General features: G+C 66.0%; 20 protein-coding genes. 14 read left to right on the top strand and 6 right to left on the bottom strand.

Annotated features, from left to right (window positions below):
* The first annotated feature begins 9 nt into the window (after positions 1-9).
* From A5698_RS00545 to A5698_RS00570, 6 genes are all read left to right on the top strand, one after another.
* On the top strand, positions 10-714 hold the full coding sequence (locus tag A5698_RS00545; protein WP_068291973.1) for an FtsB family cell division protein: 705 nt from the start codon (positions 10-12) through the stop codon (positions 712-714).
* Entirely contained in the window at positions 707-1,204 is a 498-nt protein-coding gene (locus tag A5698_RS00550) for a DUF501 domain-containing protein (protein WP_068291976.1), read from the top strand. Before A5698_RS00545 ends, A5698_RS00550 begins: the two co-directional genes overlap by 8 nt.
* On the top strand, positions 1,197-2,138 hold the full coding sequence (locus A5698_RS00555) for a Ppx/GppA phosphatase family protein (RefSeq protein WP_068291979.1): 942 nt from the start codon (positions 1,197-1,199) through the stop codon (positions 2,136-2,138). Before A5698_RS00550 ends, A5698_RS00555 begins: the two co-directional genes overlap by 8 nt.
* Positions 2,139-2,242: 104 nt before the next feature.
* Complete coding sequence (locus tag A5698_RS00560) at positions 2,243-3,268, top strand: Acg family FMN-binding oxidoreductase (RefSeq protein ID WP_068291982.1); 1,026 nt, start codon at positions 2,243-2,245, stop codon at positions 3,266-3,268.
* A gap of 32 nt (positions 3,269-3,300) precedes the next feature.
* On the top strand, positions 3,301-3,765 hold the full coding sequence (locus A5698_RS00565; RefSeq protein WP_084792161.1) for a hypothetical protein: 465 nt from the start codon (positions 3,301-3,303) through the stop codon (positions 3,763-3,765).
* A gap of 2 nt (positions 3,766-3,767) precedes the next feature.
* Positions 3,768-4,754 (top strand): Acg family FMN-binding oxidoreductase, encoded by a 987-nt coding sequence (locus tag A5698_RS00570; protein ID WP_068291985.1) that lies wholly within the window; start codon positions 3,768-3,770, stop codon positions 4,752-4,754.
* Between the two features lie 10 nt (positions 4,755-4,764).
* On the opposite strand, the gene A5698_RS00575 is transcribed toward A5698_RS00570, so the two are convergent.
* Positions 4,765-5,307 (bottom strand): GNAT family N-acetyltransferase, encoded by a 543-nt coding sequence (locus A5698_RS00575; protein ID WP_068292077.1) that lies wholly within the window; start codon positions 5,305-5,307, stop codon positions 4,765-4,767.
* A gap of 178 nt (positions 5,308-5,485) precedes the next feature.
* Here A5698_RS00575 and A5698_RS00580 point away from each other — a divergent pair, with 178 nt between their 5' ends.
* On the top strand, positions 5,486-6,376 hold the full coding sequence (locus tag A5698_RS00580; RefSeq protein WP_067089430.1) for a universal stress protein: 891 nt from the start codon (positions 5,486-5,488) through the stop codon (positions 6,374-6,376).
* A gap of 7 nt (positions 6,377-6,383) precedes the next feature.
* Here A5698_RS00580 and dosR read toward each other — a convergent pair whose 3' ends face one another.
* On the bottom strand, positions 6,384-7,034 hold the full coding sequence (dosR, locus tag A5698_RS00585) for a hypoxia response regulator transcription factor DosR/DevR (RefSeq protein ID WP_067089427.1): 651 nt from the start codon (positions 7,032-7,034) through the stop codon (positions 6,384-6,386).
* Between the two features lie 60 nt (positions 7,035-7,094).
* Complete coding sequence (locus A5698_RS00590) at positions 7,095-8,108, bottom strand: Acg family FMN-binding oxidoreductase (protein ID WP_067089425.1); 1,014 nt, start codon at positions 8,106-8,108, stop codon at positions 7,095-7,097.
* Positions 8,109-8,215: 107 nt separating this feature from the next.
* Here A5698_RS00590 and A5698_RS00595 point away from each other — a divergent pair, with 107 nt between their 5' ends.
* The 6 genes from A5698_RS00595 to A5698_RS00620 are packed head-to-tail and all read left to right on the top strand — an operon-like array spanning position 8,216 to position 14,337.
* Positions 8,216-9,718, top strand: coding sequence for a bifunctional aminoglycoside phosphotransferase/ATP-binding protein (locus A5698_RS00595; RefSeq protein ID WP_068291988.1), 1,503 nt, complete (start codon positions 8,216-8,218; stop codon positions 9,716-9,718).
* 48 nt (positions 9,719-9,766) lie between these two features.
* Positions 9,767-11,125, top strand: coding sequence for a WS/DGAT/MGAT family O-acyltransferase (locus A5698_RS00600; protein ID WP_067089643.1), 1,359 nt, complete (start codon positions 9,767-9,769; stop codon positions 11,123-11,125).
* A 1-nt stretch (position 11,126) separates the two neighbouring features.
* Positions 11,127-11,594, top strand: a complete 468-nt coding sequence (locus A5698_RS27710) for a universal stress protein (RefSeq protein WP_067089420.1) — start codon at positions 11,127-11,129, stop codon at positions 11,592-11,594.
* 23 nt (positions 11,595-11,617) lie between these two features.
* Complete coding sequence (locus A5698_RS00610; RefSeq protein WP_082964003.1) at positions 11,618-12,613, top strand: alpha/beta hydrolase; 996 nt, start codon at positions 11,618-11,620, stop codon at positions 12,611-12,613.
* Entirely contained in the window at positions 12,610-13,413 is an 804-nt protein-coding gene (locus tag A5698_RS00615) for a sigma 54 modulation/S30EA ribosomal C-terminal domain-containing protein (RefSeq protein WP_068291994.1), read from the top strand. Before A5698_RS00610 ends, A5698_RS00615 begins: the two co-directional genes overlap by 4 nt.
* 33 nt (positions 13,414-13,446) lie before the next feature.
* Positions 13,447-14,337: a universal stress protein gene (locus A5698_RS00620; protein ID WP_067089415.1), complete on the top strand. Its 891-nt coding sequence runs from the start codon at positions 13,447-13,449 to the stop codon at positions 14,335-14,337.
* Here A5698_RS00620 and A5698_RS00625 read toward each other — a convergent pair.
* Together A5698_RS00625 and A5698_RS00630 are read right to left on the bottom strand one after the other, a co-directional pair.
* Positions 14,266-15,237 (bottom strand): universal stress protein, encoded by a 972-nt coding sequence (locus A5698_RS00625; protein WP_068291997.1) that lies wholly within the window; start codon positions 15,235-15,237, stop codon positions 14,266-14,268. The two genes, A5698_RS00620 and A5698_RS00625, sit on opposite strands and share 72 nt — an antisense overlap.
* A complete protein-coding gene (locus tag A5698_RS00630) occupies positions 15,234-16,112 on the bottom strand; it encodes a universal stress protein (protein ID WP_067089409.1) in 879 nt (292 codons plus the stop codon). The genes A5698_RS00625 and A5698_RS00630 overlap by 4 nt, the downstream gene beginning before the upstream one ends.
* Positions 16,113-16,424: 312 nt before the next feature.
* Between A5698_RS00630 and A5698_RS00635 the strand changes: the two genes are divergently transcribed.
* The gene (locus tag A5698_RS00635; protein ID WP_067089406.1) at positions 16,425-17,003 is read left to right on the top strand and encodes an Rv1733c family protein; all 579 of its coding nucleotides are present in this window, start codon (positions 16,425-16,427) and stop codon (positions 17,001-17,003) included.
* A 53-nt stretch (positions 17,004-17,056) separates the two neighbouring features.
* Here A5698_RS00635 and A5698_RS00640 read toward each other — a convergent pair whose 3' ends face one another.
* Entirely contained in the window at positions 17,057-17,305 is a 249-nt protein-coding gene (locus tag A5698_RS00640) for an acyl carrier protein (RefSeq protein WP_067089638.1), read from the bottom strand.
* Positions 17,306-17,308: the final 3 nt, after the last annotated feature.

The following is a 17,308-nucleotide window of genomic DNA, read 5'->3' on the forward strand; positions in this document are numbered from 1 at the left end:
TAACGGACCGTGCCCGAAGCGAAACGGCCCGACCCGAAGCGTCGGTCACCGACTTCCCGTCCGGGGAAGTCGGGTAAGGCCGGTGGCGCAGGGAAGGGCCGTCCGGGCATCGCGGCACGTCGCGAGCCCCGTGTCACCGAATCGCGTCCGGCAACCGAGGCGCCGGCCGACGCCTCCGCCAAGTCCGGTGAAGCCGGCGTCGTCATCCGGCGGGCCATCGCCGAATCGGCCGAGCAGCAGTCCGAGCAGCGGTTCGGATCCGCGGCGCGGCGCGCGGCGATCCTCGCAGCCGTGGTGTGCGTGCTGACGCTGACGATTGCCGGGCCGGTGCGCACCTACTTCGCCCAACGCACGGAGATGAAGCAACTCAAGGCCACCGAACAGCAGTTGCGGGCCCAGATCGCCGACCTCGAACAGCAGAAGGTGAAACTGGCCGACCCGGTGTTCATCGCCGCGCAGGCTCGCGAGCGGCTCGGGTTCGTCATGCCGGGCGAGATCCCGTACCAGGTGCAGCTGCCTCCCGGCGCCGCCGTGCCGGGCACACCGGACGATGAGCCCACGACCGTTTACCGCGACCAGCCTTGGTACACCGCGCTGTGGCACACGATCGCCGATGAGCCGCACGGGATCACACCCGGACCGCTGCCCGGCGTCCCGCCGACCGCACCCGATGTGCCCCAGCCGCCGCCACCCCCACCCGCGCCCGGTGGTTGACCCCGCAGATCTCGACGCCGTCGAGCGGCAGCTCGGCCGCAGACCGCGCGGCGTCCTGGAGATCGCTTACCGTTGCCCGAACGGCGAACCCGGTGTGGTCAAGACCACACCGAAACTGCCTGACGGAACGCCGTTTCCGACGTTGTACTACCTCACCCATCCCGCGCTGACCGCCGCCGCCAGCAGGCTCGAATCATCGGGCATGATGCGGGAGATGACCGAGCGACTGCGCAACGACCCCGACGTGGCGCGGGCGTACCGCGAGGCGCACGAGTCGTATCTCGCCGAGCGTGACGCGATCGAATCGCTGGGTACGACATTCTCCGGCGGAGGTATGCCGGATCGAGTCAAATGTCTGCACGTGCTGATCGCCCACTCGTTGGCAAAAGGGCCGGGCACCAACCCGTTCGGCGACGAGGCGCTCGCGGCGCTGGCCGACGATCCCGCGATGGACGGCATTCTCGAACCCGAGAGGTGGAGGCATGAGTAGGGTCGGCGCCATTGACTGCGGAACCAACTCGATCCGCCTGCTGATCGCCGATCTCGTCGAGGGCAAGCTGGCCGATGTGCATCGTGAGATGCGCATCGTTCGCCTGGGCCAAGGTGTCGACGCCACAGGACAATTCGCGTCCGAGGCCCTGGCGCGCACGGAGGCTGCGCTGATCGACTACGCCGAGCTGATGCGCCACCACGGGGTCGAACACGTGCGGATGGTGGCGACCTCGGCGACCAGGGACGCCGTCAACCGCGACGTCTTCTTTGCGATGACGGCGGAGGTGCTGGGGACCGTGGTGCCCGGCGCCGTCGCCGAGGTGATCACGGGTACTGAGGAGGCGGCGTTGTCGTTCAACGGCGCGGTCGGTGAACTCGACTCGGCCGCAGCGCCTTTCGTGGTCGTCGACCTGGGTGGCGGTTCCACCGAAGTGGTGCTCGGCACCGATGAGCTGACCGCGGGTTATTCGGTCGACATCGGCTGTGTCCGACTCACCGAACGCTGTCTGCACTCCGATCCGCCGACGGCCGAGGAGATCGCCGCCGCGCGAAATGTGGTGCGGGAAGGACTGCAGGAGGCGTCTCGGGCGGTGCCGGTCGAACAGGCCCGTACCTGGGTCGGCGTGGCGGGAACCATGACGACGCTTTCGGCGCTGGCGCACAAGATGCCGGTCTACGACTCCGACGCTATTCACCTTTCGCGGGTCCCGTTCGCCGAACTGCTCGGCGTGTGTGAGGGACTGATCGCGATGCCGCGCGCGGAGCGGGCCAAGCTCGGCCCGATGCACGAGGGCCGCGTCGACGTCATCGGCGGCGGCGCGATCATCGTCGAGGAACTGGCCGATGCGTTGCGTGAACGCGCCGGCATCGAGGAGTTGATCGTCAGCGAGCACGACATCCTCGACGGCATCGCGCTGTCGATCGCCGACTAGCAGAGCGACCGCCCGGACACGCACCCTTCGGCGGGCCAGGAGTACCCCGAGAAGGGGACTTCTTGCCCTGTTTCTCTCGCGACTGTCGGCGCATCCTTCGTCATGTGACTGTTTCCTCCGGGACCACCGAACCGCCGACGGCCGAATTTCCCGATGCCGAGACGCTACGGACGGTGTTGTCGTTGGCGACGCGAGCTCCGTCTGTGCACAACTCGCAGCCCTGGTTCTGGAAGGTGGGCAAGGAGAGTCTGCATCTCTACGCTGACCGGTCGCGCCACCTGGCGAAGACGGACGCCGACGAGCGTGACTTGATGGTCAGCTGTGGGATGGCGCTGCATCACGCCATCGTGGCGCTGGCAGCCGTGGGTTGGCGAACCCGGGTCCACCGCTTGCCCAACCCCGCCGATCCCGACCACCTGGCCTCGTTCGAAGTGAGCCCCGCCGAACCCACCACCGCCGACATCGCCCTGGCGGCCGCCATTCCCCAGCGCCGGACCGACCGCCGCCACTTCAGCCCCTGGCCTGTGTCGATGGCCGACATCGCCAAGATCGGCGCAAGGCTCGCCAGGACGGGGATCCTGATGCGACGGGTCGAGATGTCCTTGGACATCAGGGCAATTGTGGCGCAAGCCGTGTGGCAGCACATTCACGACGATGCGTATCTGGCCGAACTCGCGGCTTGGAGCGGAAGGCACGCCGCGACGTCGGGTGTACCGGCGCGCAGCATTCCGGAATCCGACCCCACGGCCCCCCTCCCGGGCCGACTCTTTCCCGGCGGGACGCTGGCGCAACCGCAGGGCGCCTCCGGGCCCGAGGACCACGCGATCCTGTTGGCACTGGGATCCGTGGCCGACGACGACCTTTCCCGGTTGCGGGCAGGTGAGGCGTCGAGCCTGCTGCTGTTGACCGCCACCTCCATGGGCCTGGCCACCTGCCCGGTATCCGAGCCTCTCGAGGTTCCTGAAACCCGCCAAGCGCTCAGGGAGGAGGTGTTCGACGGTCGCGAGTATCCGCAGATGATGTTCCGAATCGGTTGGGCGCCGGTCGGTGCCGACCCGCTGCTGTCGACACCGCGCCGCCCTCTCAACGAGGTCGTAGGCACCCTCGACGGGGCCGCCGCGACCCTGTGACCCTACGTATTCCGATCAAGTTGGAGGACATGATGAGCATCTTGACCGTCGACCACCGCACGAGAACTGTTGCACGTATCCTGGGCCCGTACCTGACGATCGTCGCGGTGGTCGTCCTGTTTCGCACGCCGGACATGCGGATCCTGCTGACCGAGTTCACCGAGACCGCCGTATGGCCTTGGGTGATGGGAGCTTTCATACTCCTCGGGGGGATCGCGATCGTCGCCACGCACCAGACGTGGCGCGGCCCCGCCGCGGTCATCGTCTCTGTCCTGGGCTGGATGCTGGTCGCCCGGGGCGTCTTGCTGCTCGCGTTCCCGGAGACCTTCGCCGAGTTGGCGAACCGGACGATCGACGCCGCCTGGGTATGGCGGAGCGTGGTCGTCGTGCTGGGCGTCATCGGCCTGTATCTGACATACGTCGGTTGGCGCCCCCCGTCGAGGGCACACGACGTCACTCATGAGCATCGCAGCACCGAATCACGCCGGGCCGCATAGGCATGAACGCACACCATCCCAACGCCGAAACCATCCGCGCCGCACTGATGTTGGCCGTGAAGGCACCGTCGGTGCACAACACCCAGCCGTGGCGATGGCGGGCCGGCGAGCGCAGCGTCCACCTCTACGCCGACCGCCGTCTGCATCTGCCCCACACCGACCCCGATGCCCGGGACCTCATGCTCAGCTGCGGTGCCTCGCTGAACCACTGTCAGATCGGCTTCGCCGCCCTGGGCTGGCGCGCCGAGGTGCACCGATTTCCCAACCCGGACGACCCGAATCACTTGGCGGCCCTGGAACTTCGTCGGCACGACCCCAGGGACGCCGACATCGCGCTCGCCGCGGCCATTCCGCGACGGCGGACCGACCGCCGCCGGTACGGCTCATCGAAGGTCGCACCGGCGGATCTCGCATTGATCGCGACCCGGGCGGCCGCCGCCGGGGCGACCGCGCGCCAGGTCGACGATCTTTCCACGCTGAGGCGCCTCGTGAGCGAGGCGGCTCGACGCCATGCCGCCGACCACGGCTATGCCGCCGAACTCGCCACATGGAGCGGCAAATACGCGGCAACGGCGGGAGTGCCGGCGCGCAGCACACCCAAAGCCGACGGCAGCGTCTCGGCGCGGACGTTCGCGGGCGCGACTCTGTCCCAACCGGAGGGCTCCGAGGCGGAGACCGACAATGCCGTGGTTCTCGCTCTCGGCACAGACGACGACAGCGACCTGTCACGACTACGCGCCGGCGAGGCGGCCAGCGTGGTCCTCCTCACGGCCACCGTGCTGGGACTGTCGAGTTGTCCCATGACGGAGCCCTTGGAGGTGGCAGAGACTCGCGCTGCTGTCCGAGCGGAGGTTTTCGGTGGTGACCTGCACCCGCAGATGCTGGTACGGATCGGGTGGGGCCTTCTCGGTGCCGATCCGCTGCCGCCCACACCGCGCCGAGCCGTATCCGAGGTCGCCGCCCGACTCGATGGGTCACCACTGGCGTAAGCGTTCGAAGTCAACGGATTTCGGACAGATCGACTCTGAAGGTGACGACCGTACCGTCTCGCTCCCGCTCAAAGGGCCAGCCGGATTCAGACAGGACTTCCAGCATCGGGCTGTTCACGGTCAGCACCTGCGCGACGAGAAACTGCAGACCGCTGGCCTTGGCGATCGTGCCCAACCGGTGGAGAAGTAGCGTCCCCACGCCGCGCATGTGGTGGCCGTGCGCCACGGTGACCGCCATCTCGGCTTCGTTCGATGCCTTCGACACGACGTAGTTCGCGACGCCGAGCAGGCGATCGGATTCGAAACAACCGATGGCGCACTGCGTATCGGAACCATCGGTCACCGCGCTTGCCCAAACGGGCAGATCCCTCGGATTCATGGTGAAGAACCGAAGGTAGCGTTCATCGGCGTCCAAGCTCTCGTACAGGCCCATGACCTGTTCGGCGTCCGAAGGCGTCAAATCACGGATCACCACGACGCCGCCATCGAGCAACTCTGCCTGTCGACACGCACCAGGCATCCGCAACGCAAAGTCCTCGGAGCGTTGTCCCATCTGGACATCCAATCGGGCTGACCTCAGCGTGGATCAGTCGATGGTCCCCGTGGTGGCAGGGCTCGGTCCAGGGACTTTCGACCATTTCACCGGTGACGAACGCCTCCGGAGCAAGCACCGTCTACGGCGATACATTCATGGAAGTGGATTGACGTCAAGCGGTGAGAGGGAGCGCGAAATGGCCACAACGACATCCGATCAAGGCATTCTGGTCGCGGTGGACGGTTCGCCGGCCGCGAGGGTTGCCACCGACTGGGCTGCGCGGGAAGCCGCGTTACACCGGGTGCCGCTGAAGGTCGTGCATGTCGTCGAATCACCTGCCGTGCGGATGTGGCCGGAGGTGGCCATGCCGCCCCAAGTCACCGAGAGTCTCAAGCGAAGGGGTCACGAATACCTCGCGGCAGCGGTGGAAACCGCTCAACGGGCCACCCCCGACGAGGACCTGTCGATCACCACCGAGTTGGTGACGGCCGCCGTCCTGCCCACACTCATCGACCTGTCGAAAGAGGGCCGCATGATCGTGGTCGGCTGCCGTGGTCTTGGCGCCATCGGACGCCGTCTTCTCGGCTCGGTCAGCTGGGGTCTCCTGCACCACGCCAAGTGCCCTGTCGCGGTCATCCATGACGAGGATCCGCTGATGTCCGAACCGGTTTCAAAGGCTCCGGTGGTCGTCGGGATCGACGGCTCGCCGGCATCGGAAGCCGCCACGGCGGTCGCTTTCGATGAGGCATCCCGCCGCGGAGTGGATCTCGTCGCCGTCCACGCATGGAGCGACATGAGCTTCTACGAGCTGCCCGGGTGCGAGGTCGACGCCCTACGCCGGGAAGCCGAGGAAACGCTCGGCGAGCGCCTCGCCGGATGGCAGGAGCAGTATCCCGATGTTCAGATCAGACGCGTCCTGGTGATGGATCGGCCCGCACACCAGCTGCTCGAGCAATCGGATCGCGCGCAGCTGACGGTCCTGGGCAGCCATGGGCGCGGTGGCTTCGCCGGAATGCTGCTCGGATCCGTCAGCTCGACGGTCGCCGAGTCGGCGCGTATGCCGGTCCTGGTGGTACGACCGTCGTGACAGGCCCTCACATCTCGGGGTCGCGGTGCGACCTTTCCAATTTGGAGATGTAGACCGCAGCCTGCGTGCGTCGTTCCATCCCGAGCTTGGCCAACAGGCGTGAAACGTAGTTCTTGACCGTCTTCTCGGCGAGGAACATCCTGGCGGCGATCTGTTTGTTGGTCAGGCCTTCCCCGAGCAGATCCAGCAGCACCCGCTCCTGGTCGCTGAGTTTCGCCAAGGGGTCGGAATGTTCAGCTGCGCCACGCAATTTGGCCATCAAGGCAGCCGCGGCGCGGTTGTCCAGCAGTGACCGCCCCGCGCCGACATCCTTGATCGCCTGGGCGAGCTCCATCCCCTTGATGTCTTTGACCACATAGCCGCTGGCCCCGGCCAGAATCGCGTCCAGCATCGCCTCGTCGGAGGTGAAGGACGTCAACATCAGGCACCGCAGATCCGGCATGCGGGACAGAAGGTCCCGACACAGTTCGATGCCGTTGCCGTCCGGGAGTCGTACGTCGAGGACCGCGACATCGGGTTGCAGGGCGGGAATGCGCGCCATTGCCTGCGACACGGAGCCCGCCTCGCCGATCACATCCAGATCCGGGTCGGCGCTGAGGAGGTCGATGAGACCGCGCCGCACCACTTCGTGGTCGTCGACCAGAAAGACCTTCACCATCGGTGTCTCACTCCTGAGTTTGAGCCACGGTGTCTCACCTTACGGTCTGCGGTGTGCAGATCAAGGCCGAACAGCACCTTTCGCGGGCGGCTGGTGCACTTCGAGCACTTCAGCGATGGGGCGTCGCGGAGTCGCCGGGGGCCGGTCTTCGAGCTCCGGCGCCGTGCCGATGCGGATCAGCACTTGCGGCGTTGTCTCGGCGCCGATCAGCGAGGCCACGATGTCGCGGCTCGCCCTCAGTTCGGTGATGTGCGTCAGCGTGCACGTGGCCAGGCCGTCCATGGTGGCATCGAGCAGGACCGCCGACAGCATCTCTCCGCATCGAAGCACACTTTCGCGCTCGTTGTCGTAGGTGGACAGCACGACGATCTTCGCCCTGTCCTGGCCGTAGTTGGGGCGCCTGTCTCGTTCGTCGTGAGAAACGGGGAAACTACGTCCGACGCCCACGTGATCGCTCTCGGCCGCCGTGGGAAGAGAACTCGGGTCGATGCCCTCGCTGACCGGGAAAGGCGCTGTCCACCACTGCAACTCCTCGTGATAGTAAGGGTCGTAGAAGCGCAGGGACTCGGTCAGCCTGGAAGCCTGAACCAGTTCGGCGCGCAGTTCGTCGGCGATCACGTCCAATCTGACGGCATCCGAGCTGACGGTTCTGCGCAGTTGCGCTTCGACGGTGACCCACTCGGGCGGCGCCGCAAAAGGAAGCCGGTCGGTGCGCCGCATCATTATCGCGTCGGCGCGACGACGGTGTCCTTCGGTGACGAATTCCATCGGGGAGAAGTCGACATTCGCCAGGTGCACCGGGCTGTTCGGATTCGGATAGCGCTCGATGTCGGCTTCCCAGCCGGCTGCCGCCATCGCCACCGTGAGGTGGTCGAGTACCGCGCCGCAGCTCATCAGGGCTTCCCGCCCGGAACGGTCGGTCGAATACAGGACACGCGTCTTGTCGAGGTACAGCTCCAGCGAGGAACCGTCGGTCGTCCAGCGCCACGGCTGGCTGTTGTGCAACGACGGGGCCCGACACGCCAGGCGTACGGCGTTGGTGATGACGTCGGTGCCGACAAGGGTGTCTCGCATCACTCGATCGTGGGCTCGAAGCACCGCCGGAAACCAGGGCCAATGGTCCCATTCATCGGGGCTTCTGACCCTGTTGGACGGTGCCGGCCAAAGCAGACGATCGAGTCATGAGCGCATCGGTGGTGAAGGCGGACCGCGGCGCCATCGCGCTCCGCAATGCCGGCAATCTGCACGCACAGGCCCATGAGACGCACACCGGTGTCGTGGTGCTGCTCGGCGACAGGGCATACAAGGTGAAAAAGCCCATCCGCACCGACTTCCTGGATTTCCGTACGCCCGAGAACCGGGCGGCGGCCTGCGAACGCGAGGTGGCTCTGAATCGCAGGCTTTCTCCCGAAAGCTACCTCGGCGTCGGCCACTTCGCCGGTCCGGACGGCGGATCAGATGAGCCCGTGGTTGTGATGCGGCGTTACGCCGACTCGGTACGGCTGGCATCGATGATCCGTGACGGTCGGCCGGTGTACGAGCAACTGGACGCCATCGCCCAGAGGGTTGCCGAATTCCACCGGAACGCGGCACGAAGCGAGGTCATCGACGGATGCGGGCGACCCGGCGCCGTCGCGGCACGCTGGCGACAGAACCTCGACCAGATCGCGCATCACACCGGCCGAGGGGTGCTCGGCCAGCGCGTCTCCGAAATTCGGCGGCTCGCCGAACGATTCATGGCCGGTCGTTCGGCGCTTTTCAATCGCCGGTTAGCCGAACACCGTGTGGTTGACGGGCACGGCGACCTGCTGGCCGACGACATCTTCTGTCCCGGTGACCACCTCGCCATACTCGACTGTCTTGAGTTCGACGACAGCCTCCGTTTCGTTGACGTCGTCGACGACGCGGCGTTCCTCGCGATGGATCTGGAATTCCTCGGCCGTCAAGACCTCGCCGAGCTGTTCCTCGACTCCTATCGCAGGCACTCCGGTGACACGGCGCCGAGCGCGCTGACGCACTTCTACATCGCCTATCGTGCGGTGGTCCGGGCAAAGGTCGACTGCGTGCGCGTCGACCAAGGCCATGACGAGGCGCGCGCCGACGCGCGGCGACACCTCGAAATCGCTTCGGCGCATCTTCGGTTATCGACTGTGCGGCTGATCATCGTCGGCGGCGGTCCGGGAACGGGTAAGAGCACGCTTTCGCGGGGTCTGGCAGAACAACTCGACGCCGAGGTCATCTCCACCGACGACATCAGGAAGCAGATGCAGGGCGCCGGCACGATCACCGGTCTGGTAGGCGAGGTGGACACCGGTCTCTACGCGCCGCGAAATGTCAGCGCTGTTTACCAGGAGGTGCTGCGGCGAGCCGCCGCCACGCTTTCTGCGGGCAGGTCGGTGATACTCGATGGGACCTGGCGCGATGCCGAGCAGCGCGAGCGAGCACGCCGCATCGCCGATCGCGCGCGTGTGCCGTTGGTGATACTCACGTGCTCGGCTCCGCTGGACGAGGCCGCGCTGAGGATCGAAACCCGAACCGATACAACCTCTGATGCAACCCCCGACATCGCAGCCGCCATTGTGGAAGAACATGGCCTCGACTACGGCGGTCATCTGATCGACACCACGCGTCCATTGGCCGAATCAGTTACCGAAGCGCAGCAGATATGTTGCACCGCAATCTGATCAGCGATGGCAACCACCCCGATCGCACCGGCGCATAAGGAGGCAACCGTGCAACGCTTGACGACCCTTGACGCGGGGTTCTTGGAGGCAGAGGATTCCGATCGGCACATCAGCCTGGCGGTCGGCGGGCTTTCGATCCTCGAAGGACCGATGCCGCAGTTCGACACGATTGCTTCCGGCCTTGCCGCGAGACTGACTGAGCTGCCGCGGTTTCGGGAGGTGTTGCACACGCATCTGTTGGACCTTGCGCCGCCGGAATGGGTCGAGGTCGAAGATCTCGACATCACCCACCACCTTCATCGGGCGGCGCTGCCGCGGCCGGGAGACGATGATGCGCTGCACAGGTTCGTCGCCGACGTCATGGAGCGGCGTCTCGACCGCGATCGGCCGTTGTGGGAGTGCTGGATCGTCGAAGGCCTCGCCGACGGCAGGTGGGCGATCCTGTTGAAGATCCACCACTGCATCGCCGACGGCATCGCCACGATGCACATGTTCTCCTCGCTCGCCGACGGGGGAGAAGGCGAGACGTTCGCCACGGAGATCCGCGCCGCGAAAGCAGACCCGCACCAACCGGTCACATCGCCGAAATCAGTTCTGAACCCGTTGACCTGGCCGGGCGGACTAATCCGGATGGCCGCGACCGCGACCAACGCCGCGGCGCTGGTCGTCGAGGGCGCTGCCGAGCTCGTCGGTGGAATAGTCAGCCCTGCCGCCGAGTCGTCATTGAACGGTCCCGTCACGGCGATGCGCCGCTACAGCGGTGCGCGCGTCAGCCTCGCCGACGTCACCAAAGTGACGGAAGCCTACGGCGTCACGGTCAACGACGTCGCACTGGCCGCTTTGACCGACAGCTACCGCGCCGCACTCGTTCGACGCGGTGAGAAGCCGACACGCACCTCGCTGCGCACGCTGGTTCCGGTGTCGGTTCGAGCCAACGACGCGGTCGGTATCACCGACAACCGGGTCTCGGTCATGCTGCCGTTCTTGCCCGTGGAGAAAGAGGACCCAGTCGAACAACTGCTGGCGGTGCACCGTCGGCTGACGAAGGTGAAGGCGAGTGGTCAGCGCGAGGCGGGCAGTATCGTGATGTCGGCGATGAACGCTGTGCCGTTCCCGTTGACCGCCTGGTTCATCCGAACGGCGACGCGCCTGCCTCAGCGCGGCGTCGTCGCACTGGCGACCAACGTCCCCGGACCACGGAAGCGGATGACGATCCTGGGTCGGGAAGTCCTCCACGTGCTGCCGATTCCGCCGATCGCCCTTCAACTGCGAACGGGCGTCGCGATCCTGAGTTACGCAGACGAGCTGGTTTTCGGTGTCATGGCCGACTACGACGCAACGCCCGACGTGGACGAGATCGCCCGCGGGGTGACGGTCGCGATCGCCAAGCTCGTGGAGCGGTGTTGACATGCCCGACGTCGTCGGAACCGATGGATCAGCCTCGGCGGACGCGGCCGTTCGCTGGGCGGCGTGCGATGCAGCCCTGCGCGGGGTTCCACTCGCTATTGCTCACGCCGCAGAGCCCGTCTTGGGGACGTGGCTCGGCGTACCGGTTCCGCCGAAGGTGTTGGAAACACAAAGGCGACGCAGTCATGAGATCGTGCGACGAGCCGCGCAGCTGGCGGTCGACACCGCCGGCCGAGGCTTGAAGGTCGTTACGCGAGAGGTTTCGAAGCCACCGGTCGCGGCTCTCATGGAGGTTTCGCGTGACGCCGAGCTGCTGGTGGTTGGCGCTCAGGGAGCCGGCACGATGGAACGCGCATTGCTGGCCGGACGACCTAGCCACGGTTACGGGGCGGTCACCGGCGCCCTGCTGGGCTCGGTGAGCACGGCGGTCGTGCAGGCGGTTCGAACGCCGGTGATCGTGGCCCGCTGATGGATGGTGATGGGGGTGATGACATGCCGTACACAATCCAGCGGGTGTCGTTCGGCTCGGGCGGCACAGTGATCGCCGGCCGCTTGTACCTGCCAACAGCGGGTTCCAAGCCGCTCCCGGCTGTCGCTCTGGCGCACGGCTTTTCGGCGACCATGGATTGGATCGTGCCGGCATTCGCCGAAACGTTCGCCGAGGGTGGTCTGGCCGCGCTCATATTCGACTATCGCCATCTGGGCCTCAGTGGAGGAGAGCCGCGGCAACTCATCGACCAAGGCCGGCAACGCGAGGACCTCCGCAACGCGGTGGCGTTCATGCGTTCCCGACCGGAAGTCGACGACACCCGCGTCGCACTGTGGGGCACATCGCTCGGCGGAGCCCACGTCATCGAGGTCGCGGCGACAGATCCGTCCATTGCCGCTGTGGTTGCCAATGTCCCTGCCATCGACATGTTTCGAGGGCTTCACGGTCGCCATGTTCCCGCACACTTGCGGCTCGGCGTGCTACGCATCTGCAAGGCCACGGCGAGCCTGATGTGGGCCGCATCGGTCGACACGGTGAGAGGCGCGCTCCGGTTGGAACCGTCCTACCTTCCCGTGTACGGGCGCTTGGGTCACGCCGTGTTCTGGGATCCGTCACTTGCCTCGTTGTTCAGCGACCTCGAATCACATTCGCTCTCATGGCGTAACGAGGTCGCTCCGAGATTCCTCTTCAGGGCTCCGCGCCACCATCGAGAGACGTTGCGGCGGCTCACCGCACCGCTGCTTGTCACCGTCGCAAGAGATGACGAGGTGATCTCCACGCGGTTCATCGAGAAGGCGGTCGCGGACGCGCCTCGATATGAGGTCCACCAATATCCTGTCCGCCATTTCGAGATGTACCACGGGGCGATCCGAGACCAACTCGCGACGGACCACCTGCGTTTCTTGCAGTGCCATCTGGCGGGATCGAACTCGGTCCGCCAGCATGGTGACCTTCGACCCTCGAATGTGAGCGGTGCCTCGGCTTCAATGAAAACATGACCAGCAGAGCGGAAATCGACACAACCGGCGACGTCACGGTGTCCGCACCCAGCGAACTTCCAGGTGCGGCCGACTACGCCCGCCGAAAGATCGGCGACTTGGCGCGGCGCACGGGTAAACCCGTGTTGCATGCACGCGTCAGACTCACCAAATCCCGGAATCCGGCGGTGTCACGCGCGGTCGTCGCGCAAGGCAACCTGGACGTCAACGGCCGGGCCATCCGTGGGCAGGTGGAAGGCCAAACGGCCGAGGAAGCGATCGATCTGCTCGCCGCGCGGTTGCGGCGCCGACTCGAACGGATTGCCGAGCATTGGGAGGCGCGGCGCGGCAGACAACCGATCACCGCCCCGTGCGAGTGGCGTCATGAGTCAGAGCCGACCCATCGGCCGGTTCACTTCGAACGACCGGTCGATGAGCGCCAAGTGGTTCGGCGCAAATCGTTCACCGCATCGGTCTGCACACTCGATGAAGCCGCCTGGGACATGGAGATGCTCGACTACGACTTCCACCTGTTCATCGAGGAAGGCACGGGATCGGCCAGCGTGTTGTACCGGGATGACTCGAGCGGATACCGCCTCGCCCAGGTCGTCGCCCCTTCGGTGGACCAGCTCGCGGCCCACACGATTCCCGTGACTCTGAGTGCCCAACCCGCTCCGTGCATCACCGTCGAGCAGGCGATCGAACGGATGGAACTGCGCGGCTTACCTTTCCTGTTCTTCATCGAGGCCGTACAGGGGCGCGCCGTCGTGCTCTATCCCCGTTACGACGGTCACTACGGGCTCATCAGCTTAGCCGAGTGAGCGACTGGACGGTAACTGCGAGAGGAGCTTCCGATGGCTGAGGACACAAAGCACCGCGGCATCGTGGTCGGCGCCGACGGCTCCGCTTCGGCGAAGGCGGCCATCGGCTGGGCCGCCCGTGAGGCGAGCATGCGTAGGCTTCCGCTCACCGTCGTCCACGCCAACTCGGTGTCCACCGTCGCCGCCGCCATGGTTGCGTGGCCCGGCGGCCAAATTCCCCAGCAAGTGCTCGAGCAGCAGGAGGACGAGGCGCGGGCGATACTCGCCGAGGCCGTTGCATTGGCGCGCGAAACCGCCGGCAGCGGAGCAGGACTGACCGTAATCGACGAGATGTTCTTCGGCTGGCCGGTGCCGACGTTGGTCGACGTCTCCAAGGAGGCGGAGATGGTGGTCGTCGGATGCCGGGGCCGGACCGGCTTGCGCCGTGCGCTGTTGGGATCCGTCAGCTCCGGGCTGATTCATCATGGGCACTGTCCGGTCGCGGTCGTTCACGATGGTGACGCCTCATCGAGTCGGCTACCCGTGCTCGTCGGGATCGACGGATCGCGAGCCTCTGAAGCCGCGACCGCGATAGCGTTCGCCGAAGCCTCCTGGCGCGGTGTCGATCTCGTGGCACTCCATGTGTGGAGCGACGCCGACATGCCGAAGTTCAGCATGGATTGGACCGACGTGCTGGCGTCCACTCGCAGGACGTTGTCCGAGCGCCTCGCAGGCTGGCGCGAGCGTTACCCGGATGTGGAGGTCACGACGCTGGTGGAGTTAGAGGGCCCGGCGCGCCAGCTGTTGGAGCTCTCAGAGCGCGCACAGCTGGTGGTCGTGGGAAGCCACGGCCGCGGCGGCTTTACTGGGATGCTACTCGGATCGGTCAGCACCGTGGTCGCCGCGGCGGCCCGCGTCCCGGTCATCGTGGCTCGGGGGAGCTGAGTCGACGGACCCTCTGTGACAGACCATCACGGGAACGTGACTGTGATGCAGCATGTTCAAGCTGGTTGATCCCAGCAGTGCACCTGCGAGCGCGTTGCGACGGCGGGCGCCGACCACAAGCAGCTGTGAGTCTTCGGCGTGGCGCAACAACACATCGGACGTCGCTTCGGGCTCCAGAAAATAGGTGACTTCGACGTCCGGATAGCGCTTGGTCCACGGCTCGAGTGCACTGAGCAAACCCTGCCACTGCAACGCCTCGAAGCCGTCCCAATCCACCAGATACGGGTTGACCAACCCGGGCGCGAAACGTGGCTTGGACCACGCATGGACGGCACGCAGGCCGACTCCGAGCCTGCTCGCGTACTCGAACGCCGCATCGAACGCCGCGGCGCTGGTGGCAGGATCGTCGACGCCGAGCACGATCGGCCGCCGGGTGAGCGTGTTGAGACCCCCGCGCCAGGCGATGACCGGACACGTCGAATGCGCCGCGACGGCGAGCGTCGTGGAGCCGACCAGCATTGCCGTCGTCGGTGAGACCTCCTCAGAGCCAACGACAATGGCCTGAGCGGTTCGGCTGCGGTCCGCCAGCAGCTCGGCGGCCGGCACGTTGGAACGAAGAGCGAAAACGTCGAGGTCCGGAAACGCCGCTCGTACGTTCTGCTCTGCCGACTCCAGCACCGTGCCGGCCATATCACGTTGCTGCGCAAGCGCTGCCGCGCGGATGGTGGCGGCAGCCTCGGTCAGGAAGCTACCCGTCGTGCTCAAACCGGTGACCAGTTCCAACGGGGCCTTGAACTGTGTGGCGAGGTCTGCGGTCCACATCGCAGCGCCCATCGCCTCTTCCGATCCATCGACTCCGACGACGAACGGCAGGGCGTCGTCCAGCCCGTCCTGACTCATCGGGGACGAACGATCATCACGGGCACGGTCGCTGCGTGGGCGACCTTGGCCGCAACGGAGCCCAGTACAAGACCGGCGAATCCGCCGCGCCCGCGGCTGCCGAGGACCACGAGTTGCGCTTGTTGCGATGCATCGACGAGCCAACGCGCGGGCTGGTCGCAGACGATGCGGCGGTGAACACGGACATCGGGGTACTGCTCTTGCCACCCGGCCAAGCGTTCGGCCAGGACTTCGTGGCCCTGGTCCTCGTATCGGTGCCAGTCCATTCCGAGAGCCGGGAAGACTCCGACGTCGCTCCAAGCGTGCAGGGCGACGAGGTCGACACCGCGCCGCGAGGCCTCGTCGAAAGCCAACGCCGTGGCGCTTTCCGATGCGGGCGATCCGTCGACACCCAACAGAACCGGCAGGCGCCGGTCGGCCACCCTGCCGTACTCGGCATTGACCACCACCACCGGGCCGTGACCGTGGTGTAAGAGGCCACTGCTGACCGATCCGAGGACCGCCCGCCCGATCGCGGTAAGGCCCCGGGTGCCCACAACGGTCATGACAGCGTCGCGCGAGGCTTCGACGAGTGCCCACGGTGGGCTCGATTTGACCACGCGGGTTTCGATTTTCGGGATCGATGATTCACCGACACCAACGCGGACGGTCTTCTGCGCCTTCTCCAGCACATCATGGGCGGTTGCGTCCTGCGCCTCGAGGTAAGTGGCGTCGAGGAGGCCTCCCGGCCAGGTCGTGATCACAGGAGGGATCGCGTGCACCAGAGTAATTGGTTGCTCGCGAATCACCGCTTCCTGCGTAGCCCAAAGAATCGCGGCATCCGATTCCGGTGATCCGTCGACGCCGACGACGATTCCGTTCTTCTTCTCGGCCATGCCTGTGTGTGCTCCTCACTTCTTCGAAAAGCGCGTGCTGATATAAGTCGTCGCGATCGCCATCACCGCAACGATGGCTGCGATGAGGACCAAAGCCGTCGGCCAGTCCATGACGAATCTCCTCTGCTCCCGACGAAAGTTCACCTGACGTTAGGCCGGACGCAGTCGGCCACACGAGGGTCGTTGGTCCTCAGCGGCGATGCCAGTGGTCCTCGCGGGAAAGGCTCTGTGAGAGACATTCGACTCTGGGCGCGGTCGCCTGAAGCCGCGAAGATCGGTGCAGCTGTTTTGTCCGGCAGCGAGAGGACCCCGATGAGTCAGGACACCTTGAGCCGCCTCGGAAGCAGCTGGTTCCGAAGCCTCGGGCGGGGTGGCGGCCTGGTGCGTCGAAGTGACCGCTGGGAAGCCGTCGTGATGCTACTGCTTGTGGCGATTGCATTGGTGTTTGTATCGGTCGCCGGGGCGGTCGGCACCACGGTGTACGACGGTCGCAGCAGGGCTTACGCCGACGAAGCGCGGACTCGGCACTTGGTGTCCGCGGTCAGCGTCGGGCCCACCGGCGCCACGATCGAACGACCACGGTCGGTGGTCGAGGTACCTGTCGAGTGGTCCTTCCGAGGCGAGACACACTCTGGCGTAATTGAACTGGGCAGACCAGTTGAGACCGGCGAGCACCTGGAAATCTGGGTGGACGACGGTGGCCGCCGTGCGGGCGCTCCACGGCCGATGTGGTTGGCAGTCGTCGATGCCGTGGTCGTTGCGGCCGCGTCATGGCTTGGCGTCGTCGCCGTCCTCGGCGGAGTTGCGGTCTTGAGCCACGTCGCGCTCGATCGTCGGCGCGCCAGGGACTGGGACCGCGAATTGCGGCTCCTGCTCGAGAACTCCGGGTAGGCCGGGCTGCCGAGCTGGAGTCTCCCATGTGTTTTCGATGCGCATGTGCGATTTCACGCCGTGTGCACCTCGACGTATCGGACAACATCGTCAAGCGTTCGAAGGGCCTGGTAGTCCTTCTCCGGGATGTCCACCTTGAATCGCTTGTGCACGCGCTGCAAGAAGTTCAGCCAGTCCATGCTGTCGAGGTCGACCTGATCTCGCAGCAGCACGGTCGCCTCGAGTTCCTCCGGGTCGACCTCCGGCGCAATGGCGGTCAGCTCGGAAAGCACTGCGGCCTGGATGTCTTCGACAGTTGACATGGT

The organism is Mycobacterium sp. E136, from assembly GCF_001666865.1.
Taxonomy (GTDB): Bacteria; Actinomycetota; Actinomycetes; order Mycobacteriales; family Mycobacteriaceae; genus Mycobacterium.